General features: G+C 70.7%; 17 protein-coding genes and 1 pseudogene. 9 read left to right on the top strand and 9 right to left on the bottom strand.

Annotated elements, in window-relative coordinates:
• Positions 1 to 53 precede the first annotated feature (53 nt).
• A complete protein-coding gene (locus ACTWQO_RS00930; protein ID WP_443235231.1) occupies positions 54 to 818 on the bottom strand; it encodes a sugar isomerase domain-containing protein in 765 nt (254 codons plus the stop codon).
• A gap of 158 nt (positions 819 to 976) precedes the next feature.
• On the opposite strand from ACTWQO_RS00930, the gene ACTWQO_RS00925 reads away from it, so the two are divergent.
• From ACTWQO_RS00925 to ACTWQO_RS00900, 6 genes are all read left to right on the top strand, one after another.
• Positions 977 to 1,861 (top strand): MurR/RpiR family transcriptional regulator, encoded by an 885-nt coding sequence (locus ACTWQO_RS00925; RefSeq protein ID WP_443235230.1) that lies wholly within the window; start codon positions 977 to 979, stop codon positions 1,859 to 1,861.
• A gap of 121 nt (positions 1,862 to 1,982) precedes the next feature.
• Positions 1,983 to 6,212, top strand: a complete 4,230-nt coding sequence (locus ACTWQO_RS00920; protein ID WP_443235229.1) for a glycoside hydrolase family 38 N-terminal domain-containing protein — start codon at positions 1,983 to 1,985, stop codon at positions 6,210 to 6,212.
• On the top strand, positions 6,209 to 6,838 hold the full coding sequence (locus ACTWQO_RS00915) for a peptidyl-prolyl cis-trans isomerase (RefSeq protein ID WP_443235228.1): 630 nt from the start codon (positions 6,209 to 6,211) through the stop codon (positions 6,836 to 6,838). Before ACTWQO_RS00920 ends, ACTWQO_RS00915 begins: the two co-directional genes overlap by 4 nt.
• A gap of 140 nt (positions 6,839 to 6,978) precedes the next feature.
• Complete coding sequence (locus ACTWQO_RS00910; RefSeq protein WP_443235227.1) at positions 6,979 to 8,352, top strand: extracellular solute-binding protein; 1,374 nt, start codon at positions 6,979 to 6,981, stop codon at positions 8,350 to 8,352.
• A gap of 2 nt (positions 8,353 to 8,354) precedes the next feature.
• Positions 8,355 to 9,362, top strand: coding sequence for a carbohydrate ABC transporter permease (locus ACTWQO_RS00905; RefSeq protein ID WP_443235226.1), 1,008 nt, complete (start codon positions 8,355 to 8,357; stop codon positions 9,360 to 9,362).
• A complete protein-coding gene (locus tag ACTWQO_RS00900) occupies positions 9,359 to 10,243 on the top strand; it encodes a carbohydrate ABC transporter permease (protein ID WP_443235225.1) in 885 nt (294 codons plus the stop codon). The genes ACTWQO_RS00905 and ACTWQO_RS00900 overlap by 4 nt, the downstream gene beginning before the upstream one ends.
• Here the strand turns inward: ACTWQO_RS00900 and ACTWQO_RS00895 are convergent.
• Together ACTWQO_RS00895 and ACTWQO_RS00890 are read right to left on the bottom strand one after the other, a co-directional pair.
• A pseudogene (locus tag ACTWQO_RS00895) lies at positions 10,207 to 12,364 on the bottom strand (glycoside hydrolase family 3 N-terminal domain-containing protein). The gene ACTWQO_RS00900 and the pseudogene ACTWQO_RS00895 overlap by 37 nt on opposite strands.
• Before the next feature lie 59 nt (positions 12,365 to 12,423).
• Complete coding sequence (locus tag ACTWQO_RS00890; protein ID WP_443235224.1) at positions 12,424 to 13,401, bottom strand: N-acetylglucosamine kinase; 978 nt, start codon at positions 13,399 to 13,401, stop codon at positions 12,424 to 12,426.
• A gap of 63 nt (positions 13,402 to 13,464) precedes the next feature.
• On the opposite strand from ACTWQO_RS00890, the gene ACTWQO_RS00885 reads away from it, so the two are divergent.
• Positions 13,465 to 14,715, top strand: a complete 1,251-nt coding sequence (locus ACTWQO_RS00885) for a glycoside hydrolase 5 family protein (RefSeq protein ID WP_443235223.1) — start codon at positions 13,465 to 13,467, stop codon at positions 14,713 to 14,715.
• On the opposite strand, the gene ACTWQO_RS00880 is transcribed toward ACTWQO_RS00885, so the two are convergent.
• From ACTWQO_RS00880 to ACTWQO_RS00870, 3 genes are read right to left on the bottom strand one after another with little or no spacing between them, the layout of a single operon-like run.
• On the bottom strand, positions 14,705 to 15,769 hold the full coding sequence (locus tag ACTWQO_RS00880) for an endonuclease/exonuclease/phosphatase family protein (protein WP_443235222.1): 1,065 nt from the start codon (positions 15,767 to 15,769) through the stop codon (positions 14,705 to 14,707). The genes ACTWQO_RS00885 and ACTWQO_RS00880 overlap by 11 nt on opposite strands.
• Before the next feature lie 3 nt (positions 15,770 to 15,772).
• Positions 15,773 to 16,879: a sensor histidine kinase gene (locus ACTWQO_RS00875; protein WP_443235221.1), complete on the bottom strand. Its 1,107-nt coding sequence runs from the start codon at positions 16,877 to 16,879 to the stop codon at positions 15,773 to 15,775.
• Positions 16,872 to 17,567, bottom strand: coding sequence for a response regulator transcription factor (locus ACTWQO_RS00870; protein ID WP_443235220.1), 696 nt, complete (start codon positions 17,565 to 17,567; stop codon positions 16,872 to 16,874). The genes ACTWQO_RS00875 and ACTWQO_RS00870 overlap by 8 nt, the downstream gene beginning before the upstream one ends.
• Positions 17,568 to 17,920: 353 nt before the next feature.
• On the opposite strand from ACTWQO_RS00870, the gene ACTWQO_RS00865 reads away from it, so the two are divergent.
• Complete coding sequence (locus ACTWQO_RS00865) at positions 17,921 to 18,343, top strand: M15 family metallopeptidase (RefSeq protein WP_443235219.1); 423 nt, start codon at positions 17,921 to 17,923, stop codon at positions 18,341 to 18,343.
• 10 nt (positions 18,344 to 18,353) lie between these two features.
• Here the strand turns inward: ACTWQO_RS00865 and ACTWQO_RS00860 are convergent, their stop codons facing one another.
• Positions 18,354 to 19,826, bottom strand: coding sequence for a glycoside hydrolase family 3 N-terminal domain-containing protein (locus ACTWQO_RS00860; protein ID WP_443235218.1), 1,473 nt, complete (start codon positions 19,824 to 19,826; stop codon positions 18,354 to 18,356).
• A 125-nt stretch (positions 19,827 to 19,951) separates the two neighbouring features.
• On the opposite strand from ACTWQO_RS00860, the gene ACTWQO_RS00855 reads away from it, so the two are divergent.
• The gene (locus tag ACTWQO_RS00855; protein WP_443235217.1) at positions 19,952 to 20,773 is read left to right on the top strand and encodes a class I SAM-dependent methyltransferase; all 822 of its coding nucleotides are present in this window, start codon (positions 19,952 to 19,954) and stop codon (positions 20,771 to 20,773) included.
• Positions 20,774 to 20,780: 7 nt separating this feature from the next.
• Here the strand turns inward: ACTWQO_RS00855 and ACTWQO_RS00850 are convergent, their stop codons facing one another.
• Positions 20,781 to 21,305, bottom strand: a complete 525-nt coding sequence (locus tag ACTWQO_RS00850) for a hypothetical protein (RefSeq protein WP_443235216.1) — start codon at positions 21,303 to 21,305, stop codon at positions 20,781 to 20,783.
• A 93-nt stretch (positions 21,306 to 21,398) separates the two neighbouring features.
• Positions 21,399 to 22,406, bottom strand: coding sequence for a LacI family DNA-binding transcriptional regulator (locus ACTWQO_RS00845; RefSeq protein ID WP_443235215.1), 1,008 nt, complete (start codon positions 22,404 to 22,406; stop codon positions 21,399 to 21,401).
• Between the last annotated feature and the right edge of the window lies 1 nt (position 22,407).

The raw sequence follows: 22,407 nt of genomic DNA, 5'->3' as shown, positions 1-22,407 counted from the left end.
GTGGCTGGTCGCGCAGTTCCCCGCGCCCCTTTGGGGGCGCTGCTGAACCGGTCTCAGCTCGCGGTACGCCGGATTCGTCCGGCGTACCGCTTCTCCAGCTCCAGGTTCCCCTCGAAGCCGCCCGGCACGTTCGCCGAGACGTACACCGGGGGGCGGTCGCCGGAGGCGAGGAGGAGGGAGGCTGCCTCGGCGACCGCCATCTGGACCAGCATCACGCCGGTGAGCGTGGAGAGGGCGCACACGGCGCCGCCGCCGGGGAGTTCGAGGAGGGCGTCGCCGCGTGGGGCCGCGTTGTCGAGGACCACGTCGGCGATGTCGGCGAGCTTCTTGCCGCTCGGGTGGGCGGCGGGGACGGCCCGGGTGTGGGAGAGGGAGGTGATGGCCAGGAGCCGGTGGCCTTCTTCCTTGGCGTGCAGGGCCATCTCGACGATGACGTTGTTGACGCCGGAGTTGGAGATGATGACGAAGAGGTCCTCCGGTCGAGGGGCGGCGAGGTCGTAGATCCGCTGGGCCACTCCGGGCCGGCGCTCCAGGAGCGGGTCGTCGAGGACGCTGGGCGCGTCACCGCCGTAGAGGACGAGGTCGGCGATGCTGAGGCGGTTCGTGGGCACCAACCCCCCGGCTCGGCCCGCGAGTTCGAGGACGATGGCCTGGGAGTGGCCGGTGCCGAAAGCCTGGATGACGCCGTCCGAGCGCACGCACTGGGCAATCAGTTCAGCGGCGCGGGTCACCTCGCCGCCGGCGGACTCGGTGATGCGGTCGAGGGCGGCCATGCCCTCGCGGGCGAAGCCCTGGGCGCTCACGGACTCGACGGACACGGGACACTCCCCACTGGTGGATTGAACCACCTCACACAACATCACAGCTGAATCAATAAATCACACGCCGTGGGCTGCGGGCAACGAGGAAGCGCACCCATGTCGATGGGTCCTGGAATTCAATCGGTGGCCTGAACGGTGGCTGTTACCTTCGTCGTATGCCTGCGACGGACGTCACCACACTGATCCGCACCGAGCTGCCCCGGCTGGCCGGCTCGCTGCGGAAGGTCGGCGAGCTGATCCTGGAGGATCCGGCCGCCGTCACCCACTGCTCGGCCGCTGAGCTGGGCCGCCGTACCGGTACCTCCCAGGCGACGGTGACCCGGTTCTGCCGGGCCGTCGGGCTCGACTCCTACCAGCATCTGCTGATCGAACTGGCCCAGGAGCGGGGCCGCGGCGAGGTCTCGGACTGGGGCACCGCCGAGATCGGCCCCGACATCTCCCCGGACGACAGCCTGGAACGGGTCGTGCAGGTCGTCGGCACCGCGGATCTGCGCGCGGTCCAGCAGACCATCGACCGGATGGACCTCGACGCCGTCGAGCGCGCGGCCCAGGCGACGGCCCGCGCGCGCCGTATCGACGTGTACGGCGTCGGCGGCAGTGGGGCCCTGGCGCAGGAGACCGAGACCCGGCTGTTCCGCATCGGCTGCGCGGTGCGCGGCTGGACCGAGGTGCATGGCGCGGCCACCTCCGCCGCCCTGCTCACCCCGGCGGACGTCGCCATCGGCATCTCGCACTCCGGGGCGACCCGAGAGACCATCGAGCCGTTCGAGCTGGCCAAGGAACGCGGCGCCACCACCGTGGCGATCACGTCCGACCCCCGTTCCCCGCTCGCCAAGGCCGCCGACATCCGGCTCATCATCTCCTCCTCGGAGACCAGCTTCCGCGCCGAGAGCATCGGCAGCCGGCACTCCTCCCTGCTCCTCATCGACTGCCTGTACGTCCGCGTCGCCCAGCTCTCCTACCAGCGGGCCAGCGCCTCCCTGGCCCTGACCGACCACATCACTCCGCAGCATGCGGTGAAGTCCCGGCGCACGCGCTGAGCGCGGCCGGTCGGCATGACCGGGTTTGCATGGATGAACCACCGAGGAAACGTTGAGATGGTTGTTTGAATCATCCCCTCGGTGCCAGGATGGGGCTCCGCCGAGCACTCGTAGGAGCCCCATGCGCGTCCTCTCTGTCGAGTCAACCGATCTGTTCGTCGGTGCCGCCGAGCAGCCGCACCAGGTCGTGATCGCCCGGATCGAGCACGTCCCGGGCAGGCCGGTCCGCCTCGCCGTGGCGGGTGCGGAGGTGAGCGGGGAAGCGCTCGCCACCGTCGATGAGGACGGCACCGTACGCGTCGAGATACCCGTGACCACCGACGGCCTCGCACCCGGCGACCGCCGCGAGATCACGGTCACCGCCACCGACGGGGACCAAGTGGCGCGGCACACCGCCGAGTTCACGGCGGCGGAGCCCGGCTGGACCATGTTCATGGTCAGCCACTTCCACTACGACCCCGTCTGGTGGAACACCCAGGGCGCCTACACGGAGACCTGGGACGTGGCCGACGACCCGGCGACGACCGGTCTTCCGGCCCGCACCTTCGACTCGCGCGGCCAGTCCGGGATGAGCCTCGTGCGCGCCCACTGCGATCTGGCGCGGCGCGATCCGGCGTACACCTTCGTGCTCGCCGAGGTCGATTACCTCAAGCCCTACTGGGACGCCTTCCCCGAAGAACGCGCCTTTCTACGGCAGTTGCTGCGCACCGGGCGCATCGAGATCATGGGCGGCACCTACAACGAGCCCAACACCAACCTCACCGGGGCGGAAGCGACCATCCGCAACGCCGTCTACGGTGACGGCTTCCAGCGCGGGATCCTCGGCGCCTCCCCCGAGACGGCGTGGCAGCTCGACGCCTTCGGGCACGATCCGCAGTTCCCGGGGCTGATGGCGGACGCAGGGATTTCCTCCAGTTCGTGGGCGCGCGGGCCGTTCCATCAGTGGGGACCGACCCTCTCCGTGTTCGGCGAGGAGCCCCGGGATCCCGGACGGATGCAGTTCCCGGCCGAGTTCAACTGGATCGCCCCGTCCGGGCGCGGACTGCTCACGGCGTACATGGTCAACCACTACGGCGCCGGCTGGGCGATCGACAACGCGCCCACGCTGTCGGAGGCGGAAGCAGCCGCGTACAAGCTCTTCCAGGGTCTCAAGAAGGTCGCGCTCACCCGCAATGTCCTGCTCCCGGTCGGCGGCGACTACGCCCCGCCGTGCCGCTGGGTCATGGACATCCACCGGGACTGGAACGCCCGTTACGTCTGGCCGCGTTTCATCAGCGCCGTGCCGCGCGACTTCTTCGCCGCCGTACGGGCCGAGTTGGCGGCCGAAGGACGGAAGGCCTCGCCTCAGACCCGGGACATGAACCCCGTCTACACCGGCAAGGACGTCTCCTACATCGACACCAAGCAGGCCCAGCGGTACGGCGAGACGCTCCTCGCCGACGCGGAGGCCTGGGCGACACTCGCCTCGCTCGTCACCGGGCACCCCTATCCCGACGCCGCCCTCGACAAGGCGTGGCGGCAGCTGATCTACGGCGCCCATCACGACGCCATCACCGGCTCCGAGTCGGACCAGGTCTACATCGATCTCCTCACCGGCTGGCGGGAGTTGTACGACCTCGCCGAGACAGTGCACGCCGACGCGACACAGGCGCTCGCCGACGCCGTGACGCCCGCCGAGGGGGCGGCGGACCTGGTCGTCTTCAACCCGGCCACCTGGGAGCGGCGGGACGTCCTGACGGTCGCGGATCCCGGACAGGTCCCGCTGGACGACACCGGCCACCCCCTGCCCGCCGTGCGCGAGGACGGCCAACTGCACGTCGTCGTAGCGGAGTTGCCCGGCATGGGCCTCAAGGCACTCCCCCTCGCCGAGGGCACCGTACCCGAGTGGACGAGCGGCGAGGGCAGCACCATCCGCAACGAGTTCTACGAGGTGACGGTCGACCCCGCGCGCGGCGGCGCCGTCAGCAGCCTGCGCGTACTGACCGAGGGCGGCCGGGAGTTGCTGCGCCCCGGCGACATCGGCAACGAACTCGTCGTCCAGGAGGAGTACCCGAGACACCCCCGCTTCGGCGAAGGCCCCTGGCATCTCACCCCGACCGGCACCACCGCCGCCCGCAGCGGGGACGTACGCGCGGACATCGATGTCGAGCAGTCCCCCGCCGGATCGCGGATCACCGTCCGCGCCGACCTCGGTCTCTTCCGGTACACGCAGCGGCTGTGTCTGTGGCACGGCGTCGACCGGCTGGACGTGTCCACCACCATCGACGGGTACGACAGCGCCGACCGGCTCATCCGGGTCCGCTGGCCGTCGAACGTGCAGGGCGGTCTGCCGGTGCACGAGGTGGCGGATGCCGTGATCGGGCGTGGGTTCGGGTTCGTGGAGGTGGACAGCGAGCGGTTCCCGTGGACGCTGGACAACCCGGCGAACACCTGGTTCGCCCTGGGGTCCACGGCCCGTGTGGCTCTGAGCGACGACACGGGCAGGTTCCTCGGGCACCGCTCGATCGGAGTCGCCGAACTCGTCTACGCGGACTGGGAGGAAGCCGGGGAACTCGGCACCCCGCTCGCGGCAGCGCTGGTACGCGCGGGAGTCACCGCAACGTCGACGATCGCGGGCGGGCCCCGGTACGGGGACCTGGAGGTGGACTCCAACCTGCCCGACATCCGGATCGCCGTCGGCGGCCCCGACCGCAACTCCCTGGTCGCCGAAGCCCTCGGCTGGGATCCCGCCGCCGGACGCGAGCTGCGGCGACAGCTGGCCGAGAGCGGTGTCGCGGCCGTGTGGGTGGCGCCGCGTGCCGGACTGCGTGAGGAGTGGGTGCCCGGAGCGGACCTCCGCGACCTCGAACGGCTGCCGCTGCTCGTGGTGGCGGGCGCCCGCCCCGAGGACGACGCCAAGGCGGTCGACGCCCTGATCGCCGACCTGGACGACGCCGTCGTACAGGCCACGGCGGCGGGCGGCGGTGAGGCGCTGCCGCCGGGCGACGCCTGGGACGGGCGCGGCTTCGCCGTCCTCAACCGGGGCACGCCCGGCTGTGTGGTCACCGCCTCCGGCGACCTCTACATGTCCCTGATGCGCTCCTGCAGCGGCTGGCCCTCCGGCATCTGGATCGACCCGCCCCGCCGCACCACCCCCGACGGCTCGGCGTTCCAACTCCAGCGCTGGTCCCACACGTTCGAGTACGCCGTCGTCGCGGGCGAGGGCGACTGGCGGGAACTGGGCCTGCCCCGGGCCGGTCATGAGTTCAACCACCCGCTCACCGCCCGGATCCGGCGGTCCTCCGACGAACCCGGGATACCGAGGAAGGCGACCCTGCTCTCGCTCGAACCCGCGGGCGAGGTACTGCTCGACGCGCTCAAGCCGCTCGGCTCCCCACTCGCCCGCGGCAGCGCGGCACCCGCCGACCCGGGCCGCGGAGTCGTCGTACGCATGCACGAGGTCAACGGACGGCCCGTGCACGCGCGCGTGCAGGGTCCGCGGGACTGGGCGGAGGGCACGCGGGCGGACGTACTCGAGACACCGGGCGAACCGCTGGCCCCGAACGACGACGGCGGTCTCGATCTGGGTCTGACCGGCTTCGAGGTCGCCACGGTCCTGGCCAGGGCCACCGCCACCCACACATCCGGCGGTCCCACCGTCGCCGCCCACGAGCCCGCCCAGCCGATCCACACCCGCTACTGGCTCCACAACTCCGGCCCCGCCCCCCGCGGCAACATGCCGGTCTCGGTCTTCCTCTCCCCCACCGCACTCACCGCCACCGGCCCGGTCCCGGCCACCGTCCGCATCGGCTCCGAACTCACCGACGCCCCGACGTGGGGCACCGTGACCCTGCACGCGCCCCCCGGCTGGTCCACCACCCCCGCCGAACTGCCCTACACCCTGGGCCCCGGCGGCTTCACCCTCACCGAGATCACGGTGACACCCCCACCCGACCCCGAGCCGGGCCGCCACTGGCTCGCGGCTCGACTGTCGTACGGCGGGCAGGTGTACGAGGATGTCGTGGCCCTCGATGTGCCGGGCGCCCAGCCGGGCCCAACTCTCTTGGCAGACCTGGGCGTTGAGCGCATCGCCATACGCCGCGGTGAGCGCGTCCACGTCCCGGTCACCCTGCACAACACCACCCGCGGCCCCATCAGCGGCACCCTGTGGGCCGTGTCCTCCTGGGGAACCTGGGCGGGGGTCACCCCCGCCTGCCAGGGCTTCACGGTGGACGGCGGAGAGCACGTGGAGCAAACGATCGAGGTGGACGGAGGATCGGTGCCACCGGGCTCGTACTGGCTGATGGCAAAGCTCGCCTGGCACGGCTGCGTGGCCTACACGAAGGCCGTGGAGCTGGAGGTGACGCCATGACGGAACACGCGGCTCTCGTGCAAGGCGAGGCGATCCCGAGGGAACGTGTGAACGCCCTATTGGAAGCGCCCCGTAGGGGCGCGGGGAACTGCGCGACCAGCCACAACGAATCCGCACACGAACGACAACGACGCCGCTGGGCAACACAAGTGGTCGTCGCCGACGAACTGGCCCGACGGGCGTGCCAGGAACGGGGTTTGGCGACCCCAGACGAGGTGTCACCGGCGCGGATACTAGCCGTCGCCGAAACCGACGTAGCCAACCTCGGCAGCATCGTCGCGGCAACCCTCGCCCACTCCCCCGCCGCACGCACCCTCCTCGCCGAACTGGAGGGCGAGCAACACGTCCCGGAGACGGCCGTACAGGACTACTACGACCGCAACCGGGACCGCTTCCTCACGCCGGAGGCCCTGCGGCGAGGCGTCGACCCGTTCGGCGCGCCCGCACCACAGGACTTCGTGCCGTACACCCACGCCCGCGACGGCATCGCGCACGAGTTGCGCCGCGCGGCAACGCACCGCGCCTTCTTCGACTGGTTCGACCGCGCCCGCGCCGGCGTGGAGTACGCCACCGGCCATGAACACCCCGGCGACCCCTCGCATCCGGACCACGAGCACCGGCACTGAGCGCCCAACTGATCACCGGCGGAACCTAAAAGCAACATGGCAACCCATTGACCTCCGATGAATTCTGGTCCACATTTTCATCAATCGGAGTCGAAGTTGGTTAATTGAACCAGCAGCTGGCTGGTCGCAGGAGGGCAGCAATGCGCGCTACAAGACTGACCGGATCCGTTGCGGGGCTCGTCGCCCTGATGCTCACCGCCGCCGGCTGCGGCCTGTCGGGCGGCTCCGACGGAGGGGACGCCACGGCGGGCGGCTGCAAGGTCGACAAGGGAAACGTCGGGTCGGGAAAGCTCTCCGGCGAGATCGACGGTGACATCACCTTCCAGACCACCAACCTGAAGAAAGACTTCGGGGACTTCTTCAACGGCGTCATCAAGGCGTTCGAGAAGGCCAACGCCGGCACCAAGGTCAAGTGGATCGACGACCCCGGCGACAACACCTTCACCAGCCGCACGGTCGCCGACGCCCAGGCCTGCACGCTGGCGGACGTCATCAACGTCAACGCGCCGACGGCGACGGCCCTCACCAAGGCCGGCTACCTGCTCGACGTCGGTGCCAAGGACCCTGACGCCTCGAAGCCGTTCGTCCCGTCGTTCTGGGAGTCCAGCACCTTCAAGGACGCCACCGGCAAGGCGATCCACACGACGCTGCCCTGGTACACCGGCGGTGTCCTCCTGACGTACAACACCGACCTGCTGAAGAAGGCCGGCATCGACCCGGCGAAGCCGCCGACGACGATGTTCGGACTGTTCGCCGACTACGAGAAGATCGCCAAGGCGGCCGGCGGCAAGTTCTACGCGACCATGGCCAACCCGATCTGGCGCATCCCGGCCGACTTCGACCAGATGGGCATCAAGGTCCTCTCCACCGACGGCAAGTCCGCCGTCTTCGCCGACGACCCGCGCACCGTCCAGTGGGTCGAGTGGATGGCGAAGCTGTACAAGGAGGGCGCGATGCCGAAGGACTCGCTGTCCTCCAGCAACGACCCGTCCACGCTCTACAGCCAGGGCAAGGTGGCCTACGGTTCGACGAACCCGAGCTTCGTTCGGTTCGTGAAGGACAACAGCCCGTCGGTCTATGCCAAGACGGCCGTCGGCCAGCAGCCCTACGACGCGCTCGGCCGCGCCTCCGCCGGTGCCCCGCAGTACATCTCGGTCGCCGCGACCAGCAAGAACGCCCCCACGGCGCTGGCGTTCGCGAAGTTCCTGACCAACGCCGAGAACCAGACGGCCTGGTGCAAGGACCCCAGCGTGGTGATCTTCCCGACCACCACGGCCTCGCTGGACGATCCGTTCTTCCAGAACGTCACCGGCGACGACCCGTTCTCCCAGGCCCGCAAGCTCGTCGCCGACCAGCTCAAGACGGCCGACACCAACCAGACCAACCTCTCCCCGGCCGTGCAGAACGCCATCGTGTCCCAGGTGCAGCTGGCCATGCAGGGCAAGAAGAGCGCGGCGGACGCCGTCAAGGACGCCCAGGAGAAGTCCAACGAGCTGCTGAAGCAGGCAGGCTGACGGTGACGGCTCAGATCACGAAGCCGGTGTCCGTATCCGGTGCGGAGCGCACGGACTCCGCACCGGGCACGAAACCCTCTCGACTCCGCGCACTGTTGCCGGGCCCGGCGACCGATGCCAACGGAGCGGCGATGTACCGCCGTTGGTGGCTCCCCTGGCTGTGGACCGCGCCGGCGGTCGGCTGCGCGGTGATCTTCGGGGTGTTCCCCTTCCTCAACACCCTGCTGCTGTCGTTCACCGACGCCAAGCCGCTCGGCGGCGCCTCCGGCTTCGTCGGGCTGGACAACTACACGCGCATGCTGAACGACTCCGACTTCTGGCTGGCGACCCGTAACAGCGTCCTGTACGCGCTGATCGTCGTACCGCTGATGGTGCTGCTGCCGCTGATGCTGGCCGTCCTGGTGGAGAAGAACCTGCCGGGCATCGGCTTCTTCCGCTCCGCCTTCTACACCCCCGTCCTCGCCTCCAGCGTGGTCGTGGGCCTGAGCTGGCAGTGGCTGCTGGCCGACGACGGACTGGTCAACACCTGGCTGGAGAAGGCCCATCTGATCAGGGACGCCATCCCGTTCCTGTCCGACCCGTGGCTGATCCTGCTGTCCGCGATGGGCCTGACGCTGTGGAAGGGGCTCGGCTGGTACATGGTCTTCTACCTGGCCGCCCTCGGGAACGTGCCCAAGGAACTGCACGAGGCGGCGGCCATGGACGGCGCGGGCTCGATCCGCCGCTTCTGGCACATCACGATGCCGGGCGTCCGGCACGCCATGATGCTCGTCGGCACGCTCACCGGCATCGGCTCCCTGAGGGTGTTCACCGAGATCTACATGCTCGGCAGCTCCACCGGCGGCCCCGGCGGCGCGGACCGCACCCTGCCCTTCTACATCCGGGACGTCGGCCTGGACCCGATCACCGGCAACGCCGGTTACGGCTCGGCCGTCAGCGTGGCCCTGTTCCTGCTGACGCTGGGGCTCACCCTGCTGGCGCAGCGCCTGACGAAGGAGGACGACGCATGACCACGGCCGCTGTTCCGGCCAAGCGCCGCCGTCTGATGCCCCGTTGGCGGGACTACGGCCGCCCCCGCGAACTGCTCGTCCGCTACCTGCTGTTGTTCCTCGTGCTCGGCCTCACCGTAGGACCGCTCCTCTGGCAGCTCCTGGCCTCCCTGAAGAGCACCGGCGAGGACGTCTTCGGCGCGAACGCCACCCTGCTGCCGCACGACCCGACCCTGCGGGCCTACCGGACGATCTTCGAGCAGGTGCCGGTGGCCACGTACATCCGCAACAGCATGATCGTGGTCGTCCTGTCGGTCACCAGCCAGCTCGTCTTCTCCACCACCGCCGGCTACATGCTCTCCAAGCCCGGCTGGAAGGGCCGCAAGGCGGTCTGGGTCGTGCTGATCGCCTCGATGATGTTCCCCTTCGAGTCGATCATGGTGTCGCTGTTTCTCAGCATCCGCGACCTCGGGCTCGTCGACAGCCTGGCGGGGGTGTGGCTGCCCGGCTTCGTCGGCGCGATCAACGTCCTGCTGATGCGCGCCGCGTTCCTCGCGGTGCCGCGCGAGATCGAGGACTCGGCCATGCTCGACGGCGCGAACGAGTGGCAGCGCTTCCGCCATCTGTATCTGCCGTCCGCGTGGGGCGCGATCATGGTGGTGATCATCAACACCTTCATCAGTGCCTGGGACGACTTCCTCTGGCCGCTGATCGTGCTGCGCTCGGAGAGCAACATGACACTGACGCTGGGTCTGTCGCGGCTGCAGAGTTCGTCGTTCGGCTACGACCAGCGGATGGTCATGGCCGGGTCGGTGATCTCTGTGATCCCGGTGCTCGTCCTGTTCGTCATCACGCAACGGTGGTTCTACAAGGGCGTGTCGTCAGGAGCGGTGAAGCTGTAGGGGTACGGCCTTCAGTGCGGCCCGCGACGACTCGGCGACGCGGATCTCGACCACGCCGGTCAGATCGGCACCGAGGGCCAGCGTGACCGTACGCCGCTCGCCCGGCGCGAGGCCCGCACCCTCGAACGCACACAGTTCGAGGGTGCGCGGCCAGACGGACGTGATCAGGCGTCTGAGATAGACCTGCACGACCGTACGCCCGTACCGGTCCCCGGTGTTGGTGACATCGACCTCGACCGTGCGCCCCGACAGGCGTGGCGTGCCGTACTCGAAGGTCGTGTACGACAGCCCGTGCCCGAAGGAGTAGAGCGGCTCGGCGCTTTCGTCGACGTAACCGCCGTACTCGGTGTCCTTGTGGTTGTAGTAGACGGGGAGTTGGGCCGCCGAGCGCGGGACGGAGACGGGGAGCCGGCCGCTCGGCTCCGCCAGCCCGAGCAGCACCTCGGCGATCGCGTCGCCGCCCCAGGGGCCCGGATACCAGGCGATGAGCAGGGCCGCCGCGCGTCCGGCCTCGGGTACGGCGTGCGGGCGGCCCTGGATCAGGACGACCACCGTGGGTGTGCCGGTCGCGACGACGGCGTCCAGCAGGGTGTGCTGGGCGGCGCCGAGCCGTAGTCCGGCGAGGTCCACGCCTTCGCCGCAGGTCATCTCCGATACGGCCGTCACGGCGGCGCCGTTGGCGGCGAACTCGGTGTCGGGGGTGCGGGCGCTGCTGCCGCCCAGCACCAGCACGGCCAGGTCGGACGCTGCCGCGGCGGCGACCGCCTCGGGGATGCCGGACAGGTCGTCGCCGGTCAGGGCGCAGCCGCGGGCGTGGCGGAGGTCGACGCCGGGCGGGGCGAGTCGGCGTAGGCCGTCGAGCACGCTGGTTCCCGTGCCGGGGCGCTGCGGGGCGGTGTAGTCGCCGAGTTGGTGGGCGCTGGTGGCGGCGTGCGGGCCCAGGACGGCGATACGGGAGACCGTGGGGCGTATGGGCAGCACACCGGCGTCGTTGTGGAGGAGGGTGACGGCGGAGCGGGCGAGGGAGGTGCTCAGCTCGCGGCCATCTGGTGGCGCCAACTGGCTTGATCCGTAGGGTTGTTCAAAGAGGCCGAGCCGGAACTTCAGGCGCAGGACACGCGCCACGGCGGCGTCCAGGGCCGCCACAGTCACCAGCCCGCGTTCGACCGCCTGCTCCAGGTGCGTGAAGCCCTCGTCCCACAGGCTCAGGTCCACCCCGGCGTTGAGGGCGAGGGCTCCTGCGGACACCTTGTCGCCGGCGATCCGGGCCAGCCGGTCCACGGCCAGCCCGTCCGCCATGACCAGGCCCTCGAAACCCCAGCGCTCACGCAGGAGTTCGTGGAGGAGGGCGCGATTGCCGGCGCAGGGCAGACCGTCGACCTCGTTGTACGCGGCCATGACGGCGGCGGCTCCGGCACGGACTCCGGCCCGGGCGGCGGGGAGGTGGATCTCGTGGAGTTCGCGCGGCCCGAGTTCGGACTCGGCCGAGTTGCGTCCGCCGACGGTGGCGCCCTGTCCGGCGAAGTGCTTGAGGACGACGGGGGCCTTGTCGGCGGCGAAGAGTTCTCCCTGGCCCTGCATGCCGCGAACGAGTGCCTCGGTGAGACGGGCGGCGAGGTAGGGGTCCTCGCCGAAGCACTCCTCGGTGCGGCCCCAGCGTGGGTCGCGGGCGATGTCCAGCGCGGAGACGAGGGCGACGTGGCCGCCGCGGGCGCGCAGTTCGGCGGCGGCGTGGGCGGCGGCGCGCTCGTACAGCGCGGGGTCCCAGGTGGCGCCGACGGCCAGGTTGACCGGGAAGACCGTGCCGTCCAGGGCCATGTGGCCGTGCGGCACTTCCTCGACGAAGAGGGCGGGGATGCCGAGGCGGCTGGTCTGTACGATGTGACATTGCACTAGATCGGCAAGTTCCGCGCTGTCGGCCGCACCGGCTCCGGTCGTGTGATCGACGCCGGACCAGGCGTCGGCGCGCAGCAACCCGTAGAGGGCGCCGAGTCCGGCGAAGCGCTCGGTCTCGGCACGCAGGGCTTCGGTGAGTTCGAAGGCGCCGTCGGGGGTGCGGCGGTAGGCGTCCCAGCCGTACATGCGCTGGTTGAGCTGACCGACCTTCTCCCGCAGGGTCATACGGGCGAGCAGATCGCGGACGCGGACCTCGACGGGGGCGGCCGGGTCCCGGTACGTCGTCACCGTCCGAGCCCCAGTCGGGCGAGGGCGACGGCTCCAGGGCAGCCGTCGGCCACCTGGTGGATCGTGAACTCCGGCAGCCGGTCGGTGAGGAGGGTCAGCAGCGGGTCGATCAGCCCTCCCGTCGCGACGACCCGTTCCCCCGGGTGCGGGTCCAACGCGCAGAGGGTGTCGGTCAGTTGATCGGCCGCCTCCTGGAGGATCGCCTCCGCTACGACGTCCTTGTCGCCGGCCGCCTCGACCACGAGGGGTGCGAGACGGGCGAGCTGGACCGGCGGGCGGGCCATCACGGCGGGGAGCACATGCATGCGGTAGACCTCGCGCTGCTCGCGGGTCCACTCCTGACCGCCGTACGGCAGCACGTGGTCCGGAAGTCCCAGTTCCCGTCCGACCGAGGCGGCCAGCAGGGTCGGCCCGCCGCGTCCGTCGGCCATGCGCAGGGCGGCCCGGACGGCGCTGCGGCCGATCCAGAAGCCGCTGCCGTCGTCGCCGAGCAGCCAGCCGTCGCCGCCCGCGGTCGCCGTGCAGCGGCGTCCGGTGATCCGGGCGGCGACCGCGCCGGTGCCGGCGACCAGGGCGAGGCCGTCGGCGGGGAAGCCGGGGGCGGAGGCGAACGCCGCCTCGATGTCGCTGTAGATCTCGACCGACACGGCGGGGATGCCCAGCCGCCCCAGCGCGGCGGAGAGGGCGGACTGCGCCCTGAGCCGCCCGGGCTCGTCGGCGGCCGTCCGTGACGCGCCCGCGAAGCCGCCCGCGACGGCCCCGACCCGGGCGCGCAGCGGCTCCGGCACGGCCTGGGCGACGGCCTCGGCCAGATGGTCGGTGAGTTCCGGCACCGGGACGGTCAAGGCGTTGCCCGGTCCGCCGGTGCCCTCACCCTGCGGCAGGCCGTCGTGGGCTGAGGCCAGGACGGCACGGGTCCGAGTGCCGCCGGCGTCCAGGCCGACCACGAGATCCTGGTTCAAATTATTGTTCATCGGCAACCATGGTGGTTGATACATTCGCCGGAGACAAGGCCCGACGCCGTCCGAGGAGGACCCATGAGCGCATCCACGCCCCGCTTCGGCGTCAACTACACGCCCCGCCGCGGCTGGTTCCACTCCTGGCACGACTTCGACCCGGAGCACGCCCGCGAGGACCTCGCCCAGATCGCCGCGCTGGGCCTCGACCACATCCGCGTCTTCCACCTCTGGCCCCTGCTCCAGCCCAACCGCACCCTCATCCGCACCACCGCCGTGGACCAGCTGGCGCACCTGGTCGACCTCGCGGCCGAGGCCGGCCTCGACGTCCTCGTGGACGGCGTCCAGGGCCATCTGTCCAGCTTCGACTTCTACCCGGAGTGGACCCGCAGCTGGCATCACCGCAACGTGTTCACCGACCCAGAAGCCATCGAGGCACAGGCCCAGCTCCTGCGCACCCTGGGCCGAGCCCTCGCCGACCGCCCCAACCTCCTGGGCCTCCAACTCGGCAACGAACTCAACAACCTGGTCGAACACAACCCGGTGACGGTCGCCGAGGTGGACCACTACCTCGACACGCTCCTGACCGCCGCCGGGGAGGGCCTGCCCGCCGCGAACCACCTGGTCACGCACTCGGCCTACGACGCCGTCTGGTACGGCGACGACCACCCCTTCACCCCCGAGGCCTCCGCCCGCAAGGGCGACCTCACCACCGTCCACCCCTGGGTCTTCTCCGGCGACTGCGCCCGTCGCTACGGCCCCCGCTCCCCCCAGGTCCTGCACCTCGCCGAGTACGGCACGGAACTCGCCAAGGCGTACGCCGACGACCCCGCAAGGCCGGTCTGGGTCCAGGAGACCGGCGCGCCCGAGCCCCACATCCCCGCCGCCGACGCCCCGGACTTCGCCCGCGCGACCCTGCGGAACGCGGCCGACTGCACGGACCTGTGGGGCGTCACGTGGTGGTCCTCCCACGACGTGGACCGCGCCCTGGCCGACTACCCCGAACTCGAATACACCCTGGGCCTGTTCGACGCGACGGGCCGGGCGAAGCCGATCGCGACGGCACTCGCCGACACGGTCGCCGAACTCCGTACCGCCCCGCGTTCAGCCCCGACGCGCGAAACGGCCCTGGTGCTGGAGTGCACTCCCGCAACACGCTCTGTCTCCGGTCCGGGAGGCGCGTACTTCGAGGCATGGATGCGCATGCGCAGAGAGGGCGTACGCCCGGCGGTCGTGCTGGCGGAACGGGCAGCGGACGGCGACTACTTGACGGCGCGAGGAATCAAGGAAGCCGTACGGCCCAAGCCCTTTCCAGCAGCGTTCACCAGCTGATGCCGGCCGCCACCGGCAGGTGGTCGCTGCCGGTCTCCGGCAGCACCCACGAGCTCCGCGGCTCCACGCCACGGACGAGGATCTGGTCGATCCGCGCCACAGGGAAGGACGCAGGCCAGCTGAAGCCGAAGCCGTCCCCGGCCTCGTCCTGGACCGAGTGCAGCTGCGAGGTGATGCCGTCCAACGCTCGATCGTCCATGGTGCCGTTGAGGTCGCCGAGCAGCACCACCCGCTCGTTCCGCTCGGTGGCGAGGGCCTCGGCGAGCGCCTGTGCGTTTCTGTCCCGGCTGTCCGTCCAGAAGCCCGTCCTGGGAGTTACCCGTACGGACCCCAGGTGGGCCACGTACACCGCCAGCGGCCCCTGGTCCGTGGCCACCGTGGTGCGCAGCGCCCGGTTGTAGGCCAGCTTGACCTCGGCCGGCTTGGCGTCCCCCAGCGGCCCGGCGTCCAGCTCGATGTCGACCGGCCGGGTGTCCGACAGCGGCAGCCTGCTCCACAGCCCGACCGTGCCCAGCACCGTGTGGTGGGGGTACGTCTTCGCCAGTTCCTTCTCGTACAGCGGCTTCGCCTGTGCGGTGATCTCCTCCAGGGCCAGCACGTCCGCGTCGGAGGCGATCAGGTCACGCGCGGTGCCGGCCGGGTCGGGGTTGTCGGCGCCGACGTTGTGGCTGGCCACGGTGAGGTCGCTGCCCGCGTGTGACTTGTCGCCGAGCAGCCCGCCGAAGAGGTTCAGCCACACCGTGACCGGCAGCAGCAGCGCGACCACCGCGGAGGCGGAGCGGCGCCACAGCGCGGCGGCCAGCAGCACCGGAATGAACAGGCCGAACCACGGAAGGAACGTCTCCACCAGGCTGCCGAGACCCCCGATCCCGTTCGGGATCCGCGCGTGCAGCAGCATGAACAGGCCGAGCAGCAGCGCCAGCGCCGCGAGCACCGGGCCACGCTTCCACGGCCCGGGTCGGGAGAGGAGGCGGATCACGTTCAGGTTCTCGGCGCGCCCCTTGGCTTCGTCCTGCTGCCGCGCATCCGCAAGGTCTTGCACTGCTTCGCTCACTGATCAGTTGTCCTCGTTGTCAGCTGTGTGGGGTGGTGGGGCGGGCAGTTGAACGGCGATACGGAGTCCGCCCGCGGGGCGCGGGGAGATGGTGAGGGATCCGTCGTGTACTTGGGCGATCCGCTTGACGATGGCCAGGCCGAGGCCGACGCCCGCGTGGTCCGTGTGAACGCGCTCGGTGCCGCGCTGGAATGGTTCGGTGAGTGTGGAGACCAGCTGGGGGCTGAGCTTCTCGCCGGTGTTCTCGACGGTGAGCACCACGCTCCTGGGGCGGACGCCAGTAGTCACCCACACCCTCCCCTGACCGGGCAGGTTGTGGACGATCGCGTTGTGCACGAGGTTCGTGGTCAGCTGCAGCAGGAGCGCTTGGGACCCGACGGTGGGGGTGATCTCGCCGGAGGTCTCGATGGTGACGCCGTGCTTTTCCGCGAGGGGGAGGAGCGTTTCGGTGGCTTCTTCGGCGAGGAGGGAGAGGTCGACCGGTTCGCGGGTGAAGGACCGCTGGTCGGCGCGGCTGAGCAGGAGCAGTGCCTCGGTGAGGTCGATCGCCCGGGTGTTGACGGCTTCGAGGCGGGCGATGACCTCGCCGGTGTCGTGGTTCGGGTCGGTGCGGGCCACCTCGATCAGGGTCTTCGAGATCGCCAGCGGGGTGCGCAGCTCGTGGGAGGCGTTGGCGGCGAATCTCCGCTGCTCGTCGACGTGAGCTTCGAGCCGCGCGAGCATCGTGTCGAAGGCGTCGGCGAGTTCGCGGAACTCGTCTCTGCGGCCCGGCAGCCGGATCCGGTGGGAGAGCGATCCATTCGTGGCCGTGCGGGTGGCATCGGTGATGCGAGTCAGGGGAGCGAGCATACGGCCGGCGAGGATCCAACCCCCCAGGAGGCCGAATACCAGGAGGAACACCATTACTGCGGCTGCCATGGGGGCGAACCCGCGCACGAAGGTGGTGCCCGGAGTTGATCTCCACGCCCCCTGTGGGTTGGTTTGCAGCCACCCCTCCTGCAGGAGAAACACTCCGATGGCGGCGAGCAGCAAGGCACCGGCGAGCATGAGGAATCCGGCGTAGCTGAGGGTGAGTTTGACGCGAACGCTCAACCCGGGCCGCCTATCCACGGTCTCGTCCCTCACGTCCGGTGCCGGGTGCCGTGTCGATGCGGTAGCCGACGCCCGGCACGGTGGCGATGATCCAGGGTTCGCCCAGACGCTTGCGCAGTGCGGAGACGGTGATCCGCACGGCGTTGGTGAAGGGGTCGGCGTTCTCGTCCCACGCCCGCTCCAGCAGATCTTCGGCGCTGACGACACCGCCCTCGGCGGCGACCAGGACTTCGAGCACCGCGAACTGCTTCCTGGTCAGCGCGACGTAGCGGCCGTCACGGTGGACCTCCCGGCGGAACGGATCAAGGCGCAGACCCGCGATCTCCCGCACCGGCGGCCTCGTGTGCGCACGCCTGCGGTCGAGCGCTCTGAGCCTGAGCACGAGTTCCCGCAGGTCGAACGGTTTCGTGAGGTAGTCGTCGGCGCCGAGCTCGAACCCGGTGGCCTTGTCGTCCAGACGGTCGGCGGCGGTGAGCATGAGGATCGGCATGCCGCTGCCGGAGCCGACGATGCTCTTGGCGATCTCGTCACCGCTGGGTCCGGGGATGTCCCGGTCGAGGACGGCGATGTCGTAGGCGTTGACGCTCAGCAGTTCCAGAGCGGTGTCGCCGTCACCTGCGATGTCCGCCGCGATCGCTTCCAGGCGCAGGCCATCACGGATGGCCTCGGCCAGATAGGGCTCGTCCTCGACGATCAACACACGCATATTCCAAGGCTACGAGTCGGCACATATCGTCGCCGTATCGAAAACCGCATACGGGCGGGCAACACCGCGCTGCCTTGACTGCGGGCATGACACACAGCCAATCAGCACGAAAAGCGGCCCGCCGTACCCGACCGGCCATCCTCGCTGCCTTCGTGGCCATCAGCGCGACGCTCATCGGCGTACTCATCTGGCAGTCGCTGGCGTCCTCGCCCTCCTCGTCGGCTTCCTTGCCCTCCTCGCCGACGTCCCCGCCCTCCTCAGCGGCATCACCCACCGACACCTCTCAGGGAGACCACAGGCGTGCGGCCCCCAAAGGTGTACTGGGCGAGGCTGACGGCGCTCTCCCCGACGGCGTGACCGTGTTCGACGACGGCTATCCCGGCGTCACCAAGCTCGACCCCGATCTGCTCCGGGTCGTGCGCGAGGCGGCGACGGATGCCGCCGGCGACGGCGTCAAGTTCTACGTCAACAGCGGCTGGCGTTCCGCGGAACTGCAGAATCAGCTTCTTCGTGAGGCGGTCGCGGAGTACGGCTCGGAAGAAGAAGCCGCGCGATGGGTGGCCACAGCGGACACGTCACCTCACGTGTCGGGGGACGCGATCGACATAGGGCAGGACAACGCCACGACGTGGCTGTCCGAACACGGCGCCGAGTACGGACTGTGCCAGATCTACGGCAACGAGCCGTGGCACTACGAGCTCCGCCCCGAGGCCGTCGATGACGGTTGCCCCGCCATGTATGCCGACCCCACGCACGACCCGAGGATGCGGCAGTGACGGCCCATGGCTACGCGCTCAGCACCTCTGCCACAGCCCGCAGATTGACCCGCCCCCGCCCGAACGAACACAACGCACCGCCCTCCGGCAGCCCCGTGTCCACCCGCACCACATCCGAGCGCCGCCCCACCACCGCATCCCGCATCCGCTCCTGCCAGGGATGCAGCCCGGCATCACACGTGGCGACGACCAACGGCGACTCACCGGCCATCCGCGAGATCTCGTCCACCAGCGCACCGGAATCCGCCGGCTCCCCCGTGACGGCCACCCCCGAAGCCGTGCCGTCGACCTCCCGCACCTCGCTCAACAGATCCTCCCCGCCCCAGTTGAGCGCCGGATGCGGCGGCGGAAACAGATCGACGACGAACGCTCCACGCAACCGCATCGGCTCGCTCTGCCCCCGCACCGCCCGCCGCGCGGCCTCCAGCCCCACCCCCGCGTCCCATCCGGAAACCACCGCGGCCTCAGTCGCGTACCGCCGAACAAGGGCCCGCACCCGCCCCGCGGCCTCCCGCACCCGCCCTTCCGACAACTCACCGGTCCGCAACCCATCGATCACCGCATCCCGGCAGGCCAGAGTCACCCCCAAGTCCGGTACCGCCACGATGACTTGATCCGCCCCGGCGCCCAGCGCGAGCCGCGCCCCCGCAGCCTCGCCGTACCGCTCGGCGATCGCCTTCATCTCCAGCGCGTCGCTCACCAGCACGCCCTCGAAGCCGAGTTCGTCCCGGAGCAGCCCGCTGAGGACGCGCGGGCTGAGCGTGGCGGGCCGGTCGGGGTCCAGCGCAGGAAAGACGACGTGCGCGCTCATCAGCATCGGCACACCCGCGGCGACAGCGGCCCGGAACGGCGCGAGGTCGAGTTCGTCGTACGGCCGCGGATCGACGGCCGTCTCGTGGTGGCTGTCGGTGACCGTGCCGCCGTGCCCCGGGAAGTGCTTGGCGCACGAGGCGATCCCGCGCGCCTCGGTCGCGGCGATCCAGGCGCTCAGGTGGCGGGCGGCCGCATCAGGGTCGGCGCCGAAGGAACGTGTCCGCACGATCGGGTTGAGGGGCTGGTGCTGCAGATCGGCGACGGGAGCGTACGAGGCCGTGATGCCCAGCGAGGCGAGGTGTCCGGCGAGGGCGTCGGCACAGCGCGCGGTCAGCTCGGGGTCGTCGACGACGCCGAGGGCGTAGGAGCCGGGCACCTCGGGGGCACCTGCACGCACCAGGTGTCCGATGCCGCCGCCCTCGTTGTCGATGGCCACCAGCAGGTCGGGCCGCAACGCCCGTAGCGTGTCGGTGAGTTCGCGGACCTGCGCCGCGTCCCGCACATTGCGGGTGAACAGGATGACCCCACCGAGGCCACGGTCGATGAGCCGCTTGAGCGTGTCGGGGACGGACGTGGTGCCGTCGAAGCCCGCCACGAGGCAGCGGTGGACCGCCTCGTCCAGGTCGGAGGGCAGAGCCGGACTCAGGGGCGCGCGCTCGGTGTGGGTCACCCCTGGAATCCTCTGGATCGCTCAGCCAAAAGTCAACCAATTCATGGATGACTCATTCACCTGGGAGGCTTGGAGACTTGGAGACGTGTCGTGCTCGCGGACGGGATTCCCGGGATCGTGGCCCCATGGAGAACGAGCGACGGTTCGACGTGTGGGCGGCGGGGCCCGCCTATGAGCGGTTCATGGGCCGCTGGAGCCGAAGGGTGGCGGAGGAGTTCGTCGCGGGGCTCGACTGCGCGGATGCTCTGCGCTGGCTCGACGTGGGCTGCGGTACGGGCGCGCTGTCGGCAGTCGTGTCCGCCCGGCACCGCCCTCGCCTGCTGGTGGCGGGCGACCGGTCGGAGGAGTTCGTGCGCTCGGCCCGCGTCACTGTTCCCGGTCGCGTGCACTTCGTCGTGACGGACGCGATGTCGCTTCCGGTGCGCGGCGCGGCGTACGACGTGGTGGTCAGCGGCCTGACGCTGAACTTCCTACCGGCGCCCGCGCGGGCGCTCGCCGAGATGGTGCGGGCGCTGCGGCCCGGCGGTCTGGCCGCGGCCTACGTGTGGGACTACGGCGAAGGCATGCAGTTCCTGCGCCGGTTCTGGGACACGGCCGTCGCACTGGATGCGGCAGCGGCGGTGCTCGACGAGGGCCGCCGATTCCCCGTCTGCCGGCCCGAACCGCTCCGCGCGCTGTGGACGGGCGCGGGCCTCGTGGACGTAACCGTCGTTCCCGTCGAAGTGCCCACCGTCTTCGCCGACTTCACCGACCTGTGGCAGCCGTTCCTCGCCGGGCAGGGCCCCGCGCCGGGCTATGTGGCCGCCCTCGCCCCGGCCGACCGGGACCTCCTGCGGGCCGCATTCCGGGCCGCTGTCCCCAGCGCGCCGGACGGCTCCATCCCGCTCACCGCCCGCGCGTGGGCGGTGAGCGGCCGCAAGGCCGAAGGACGAGAGGGCCCTGCTTGATCACGCGCTACTTGATGACCGCGTTCGCCACGACAACGACCAGCCCGAGCGTCGCGTCCGCCGCGCCGATCAGCAGCGCGGAACCCCAGCCTCGTCCCGACCAGCGCGCGGTGACCAGGCCCAGAGTGAAGAGGAGGGTGACGTTGAGGATGAACGCCGGGTACTCGACGCCGTTCGGAGGCCACCAGCCCCAGCCCGCTCCCGCGAGGATGAAGACGGTCGGCAGTACGGCCGCGACCAGGGGCCACTCGTCGAGGAGAGTGCGCAGCACCGAGCGCAGGGCGGCCCAGCCGCGGTCCGGTCCGCGCTCGGCGATGATGTGCGCGTAGCCGTGCGCGAGGGCGGAGGCGAGCGCGGTCACCACCAGCCAGAGGGCGTCGTAGCGGCGGCTCGCGCGGGACGCGTGGCCGTACTGCGTGAGCGCGGCGACCATGGCGCAGGCCAGCACGCTGCCGTAGACGCCCCCGAACAGCATGGCCGACCGCGTGTCCTGCGGGGACGGTCCGGACAGGGACGCCGGTCTGGCCACCATGGGTGCTCCCCTCACGGCCGTACAGAGTGTCCCGTAAACGATCACCCGCCACCTGCAGGCCCGCCACCCGGTGCACGTGACGCTGCGCAGGGCCTACGCCGTTGTCGGCGGCGGTCCCGTCGTCCCCCGGATCTCCAGCGTCGGCACGGCGAGGTGGACGTCCCCCTGCCCTCCGCGTCCCTCGAACCGGTCGAGCAGGCGGCGGGCCGCGCGGCGGCCGACCTCGTGGCCGGCGTTGTCGACGGTGGTGAGCCAGACGTGGCGCAGTCGGGAGATGCTGGTGTTGTCGTAGCCGACGACGGACACGTCGCGTGGGACGCGCAGGCCCAGCTCGTCGGCGGCCGACAAGGCACCGGCGGACGCGATGTCGTTGACGGCGAAGACGGCGGTGGGCCGGGCGGGGCGGCTCAGCAGGCGGACGGTGGTCCGGTAGCCGCCCTCCTCGGTCATGTCGCTGGGCTCGACCACCGCGCCGTCCGCGAGACCGTGGGCCCGCATCGTCTCCTCGAAGCTGCGCCGCCGCAGTTCGCCGACCGCGCCGAAGCCCGCGATGTGCGCGATCCGCCGGTGGCCGAGCCCGATGAGGTGCTCGGTGACCAGCCGCGCGCCCTTCTCGTCGTCGCCCGCGACCACGTCGACGCCGGCCGGCACCGCCTCGCGTGCGCCCGCGACGACGACCGGGATCCGCTCGGCGACCGCACCGAGCGCCGCCGGGTCGGGCAGGGTGCCGACCACGACCAGGCCGTCGACCTGGAGGTCCAGGAAGGGACGGGCGAGGTCCTGGCCTATGCGGCGGTTGAGGCGGGCGTCGGCCAGCAGCATGTGCAGGCCGTTGTCGTGCAGGAGTGAGTTGAGGCCGTCCAGAAGGTCCACGAACCACGGATTGCGCAGGTCGTTGAGGAGGACGCCGACCGTGCGGGAGCGCTGCTCGCTGAGGCTGCGCGCGGCGGCGTTGGGGCGGTAGCCGAGCTCGCGCACCGCCCGCAGCACGGCGTCCCGCTTCTCCGGCCGTACCTGCGCGGAGCCACGCAGCACCAGTGAGACCAGCGACTTGGAGACACCGGCGTGCTCTGCCACGTCTCGGATGGTCGGCGCTCTCATG

The organism is Streptomyces sp. 4N124 (assembly GCF_052245395.1).
GTDB lineage: Bacteria > Actinomycetota > Actinomycetes > Streptomycetales > Streptomycetaceae > Streptomyces.
Note: the sequence above shows the minus strand (reverse complement) of the source record. Positions and strands in the feature narration are given on the sequence as shown.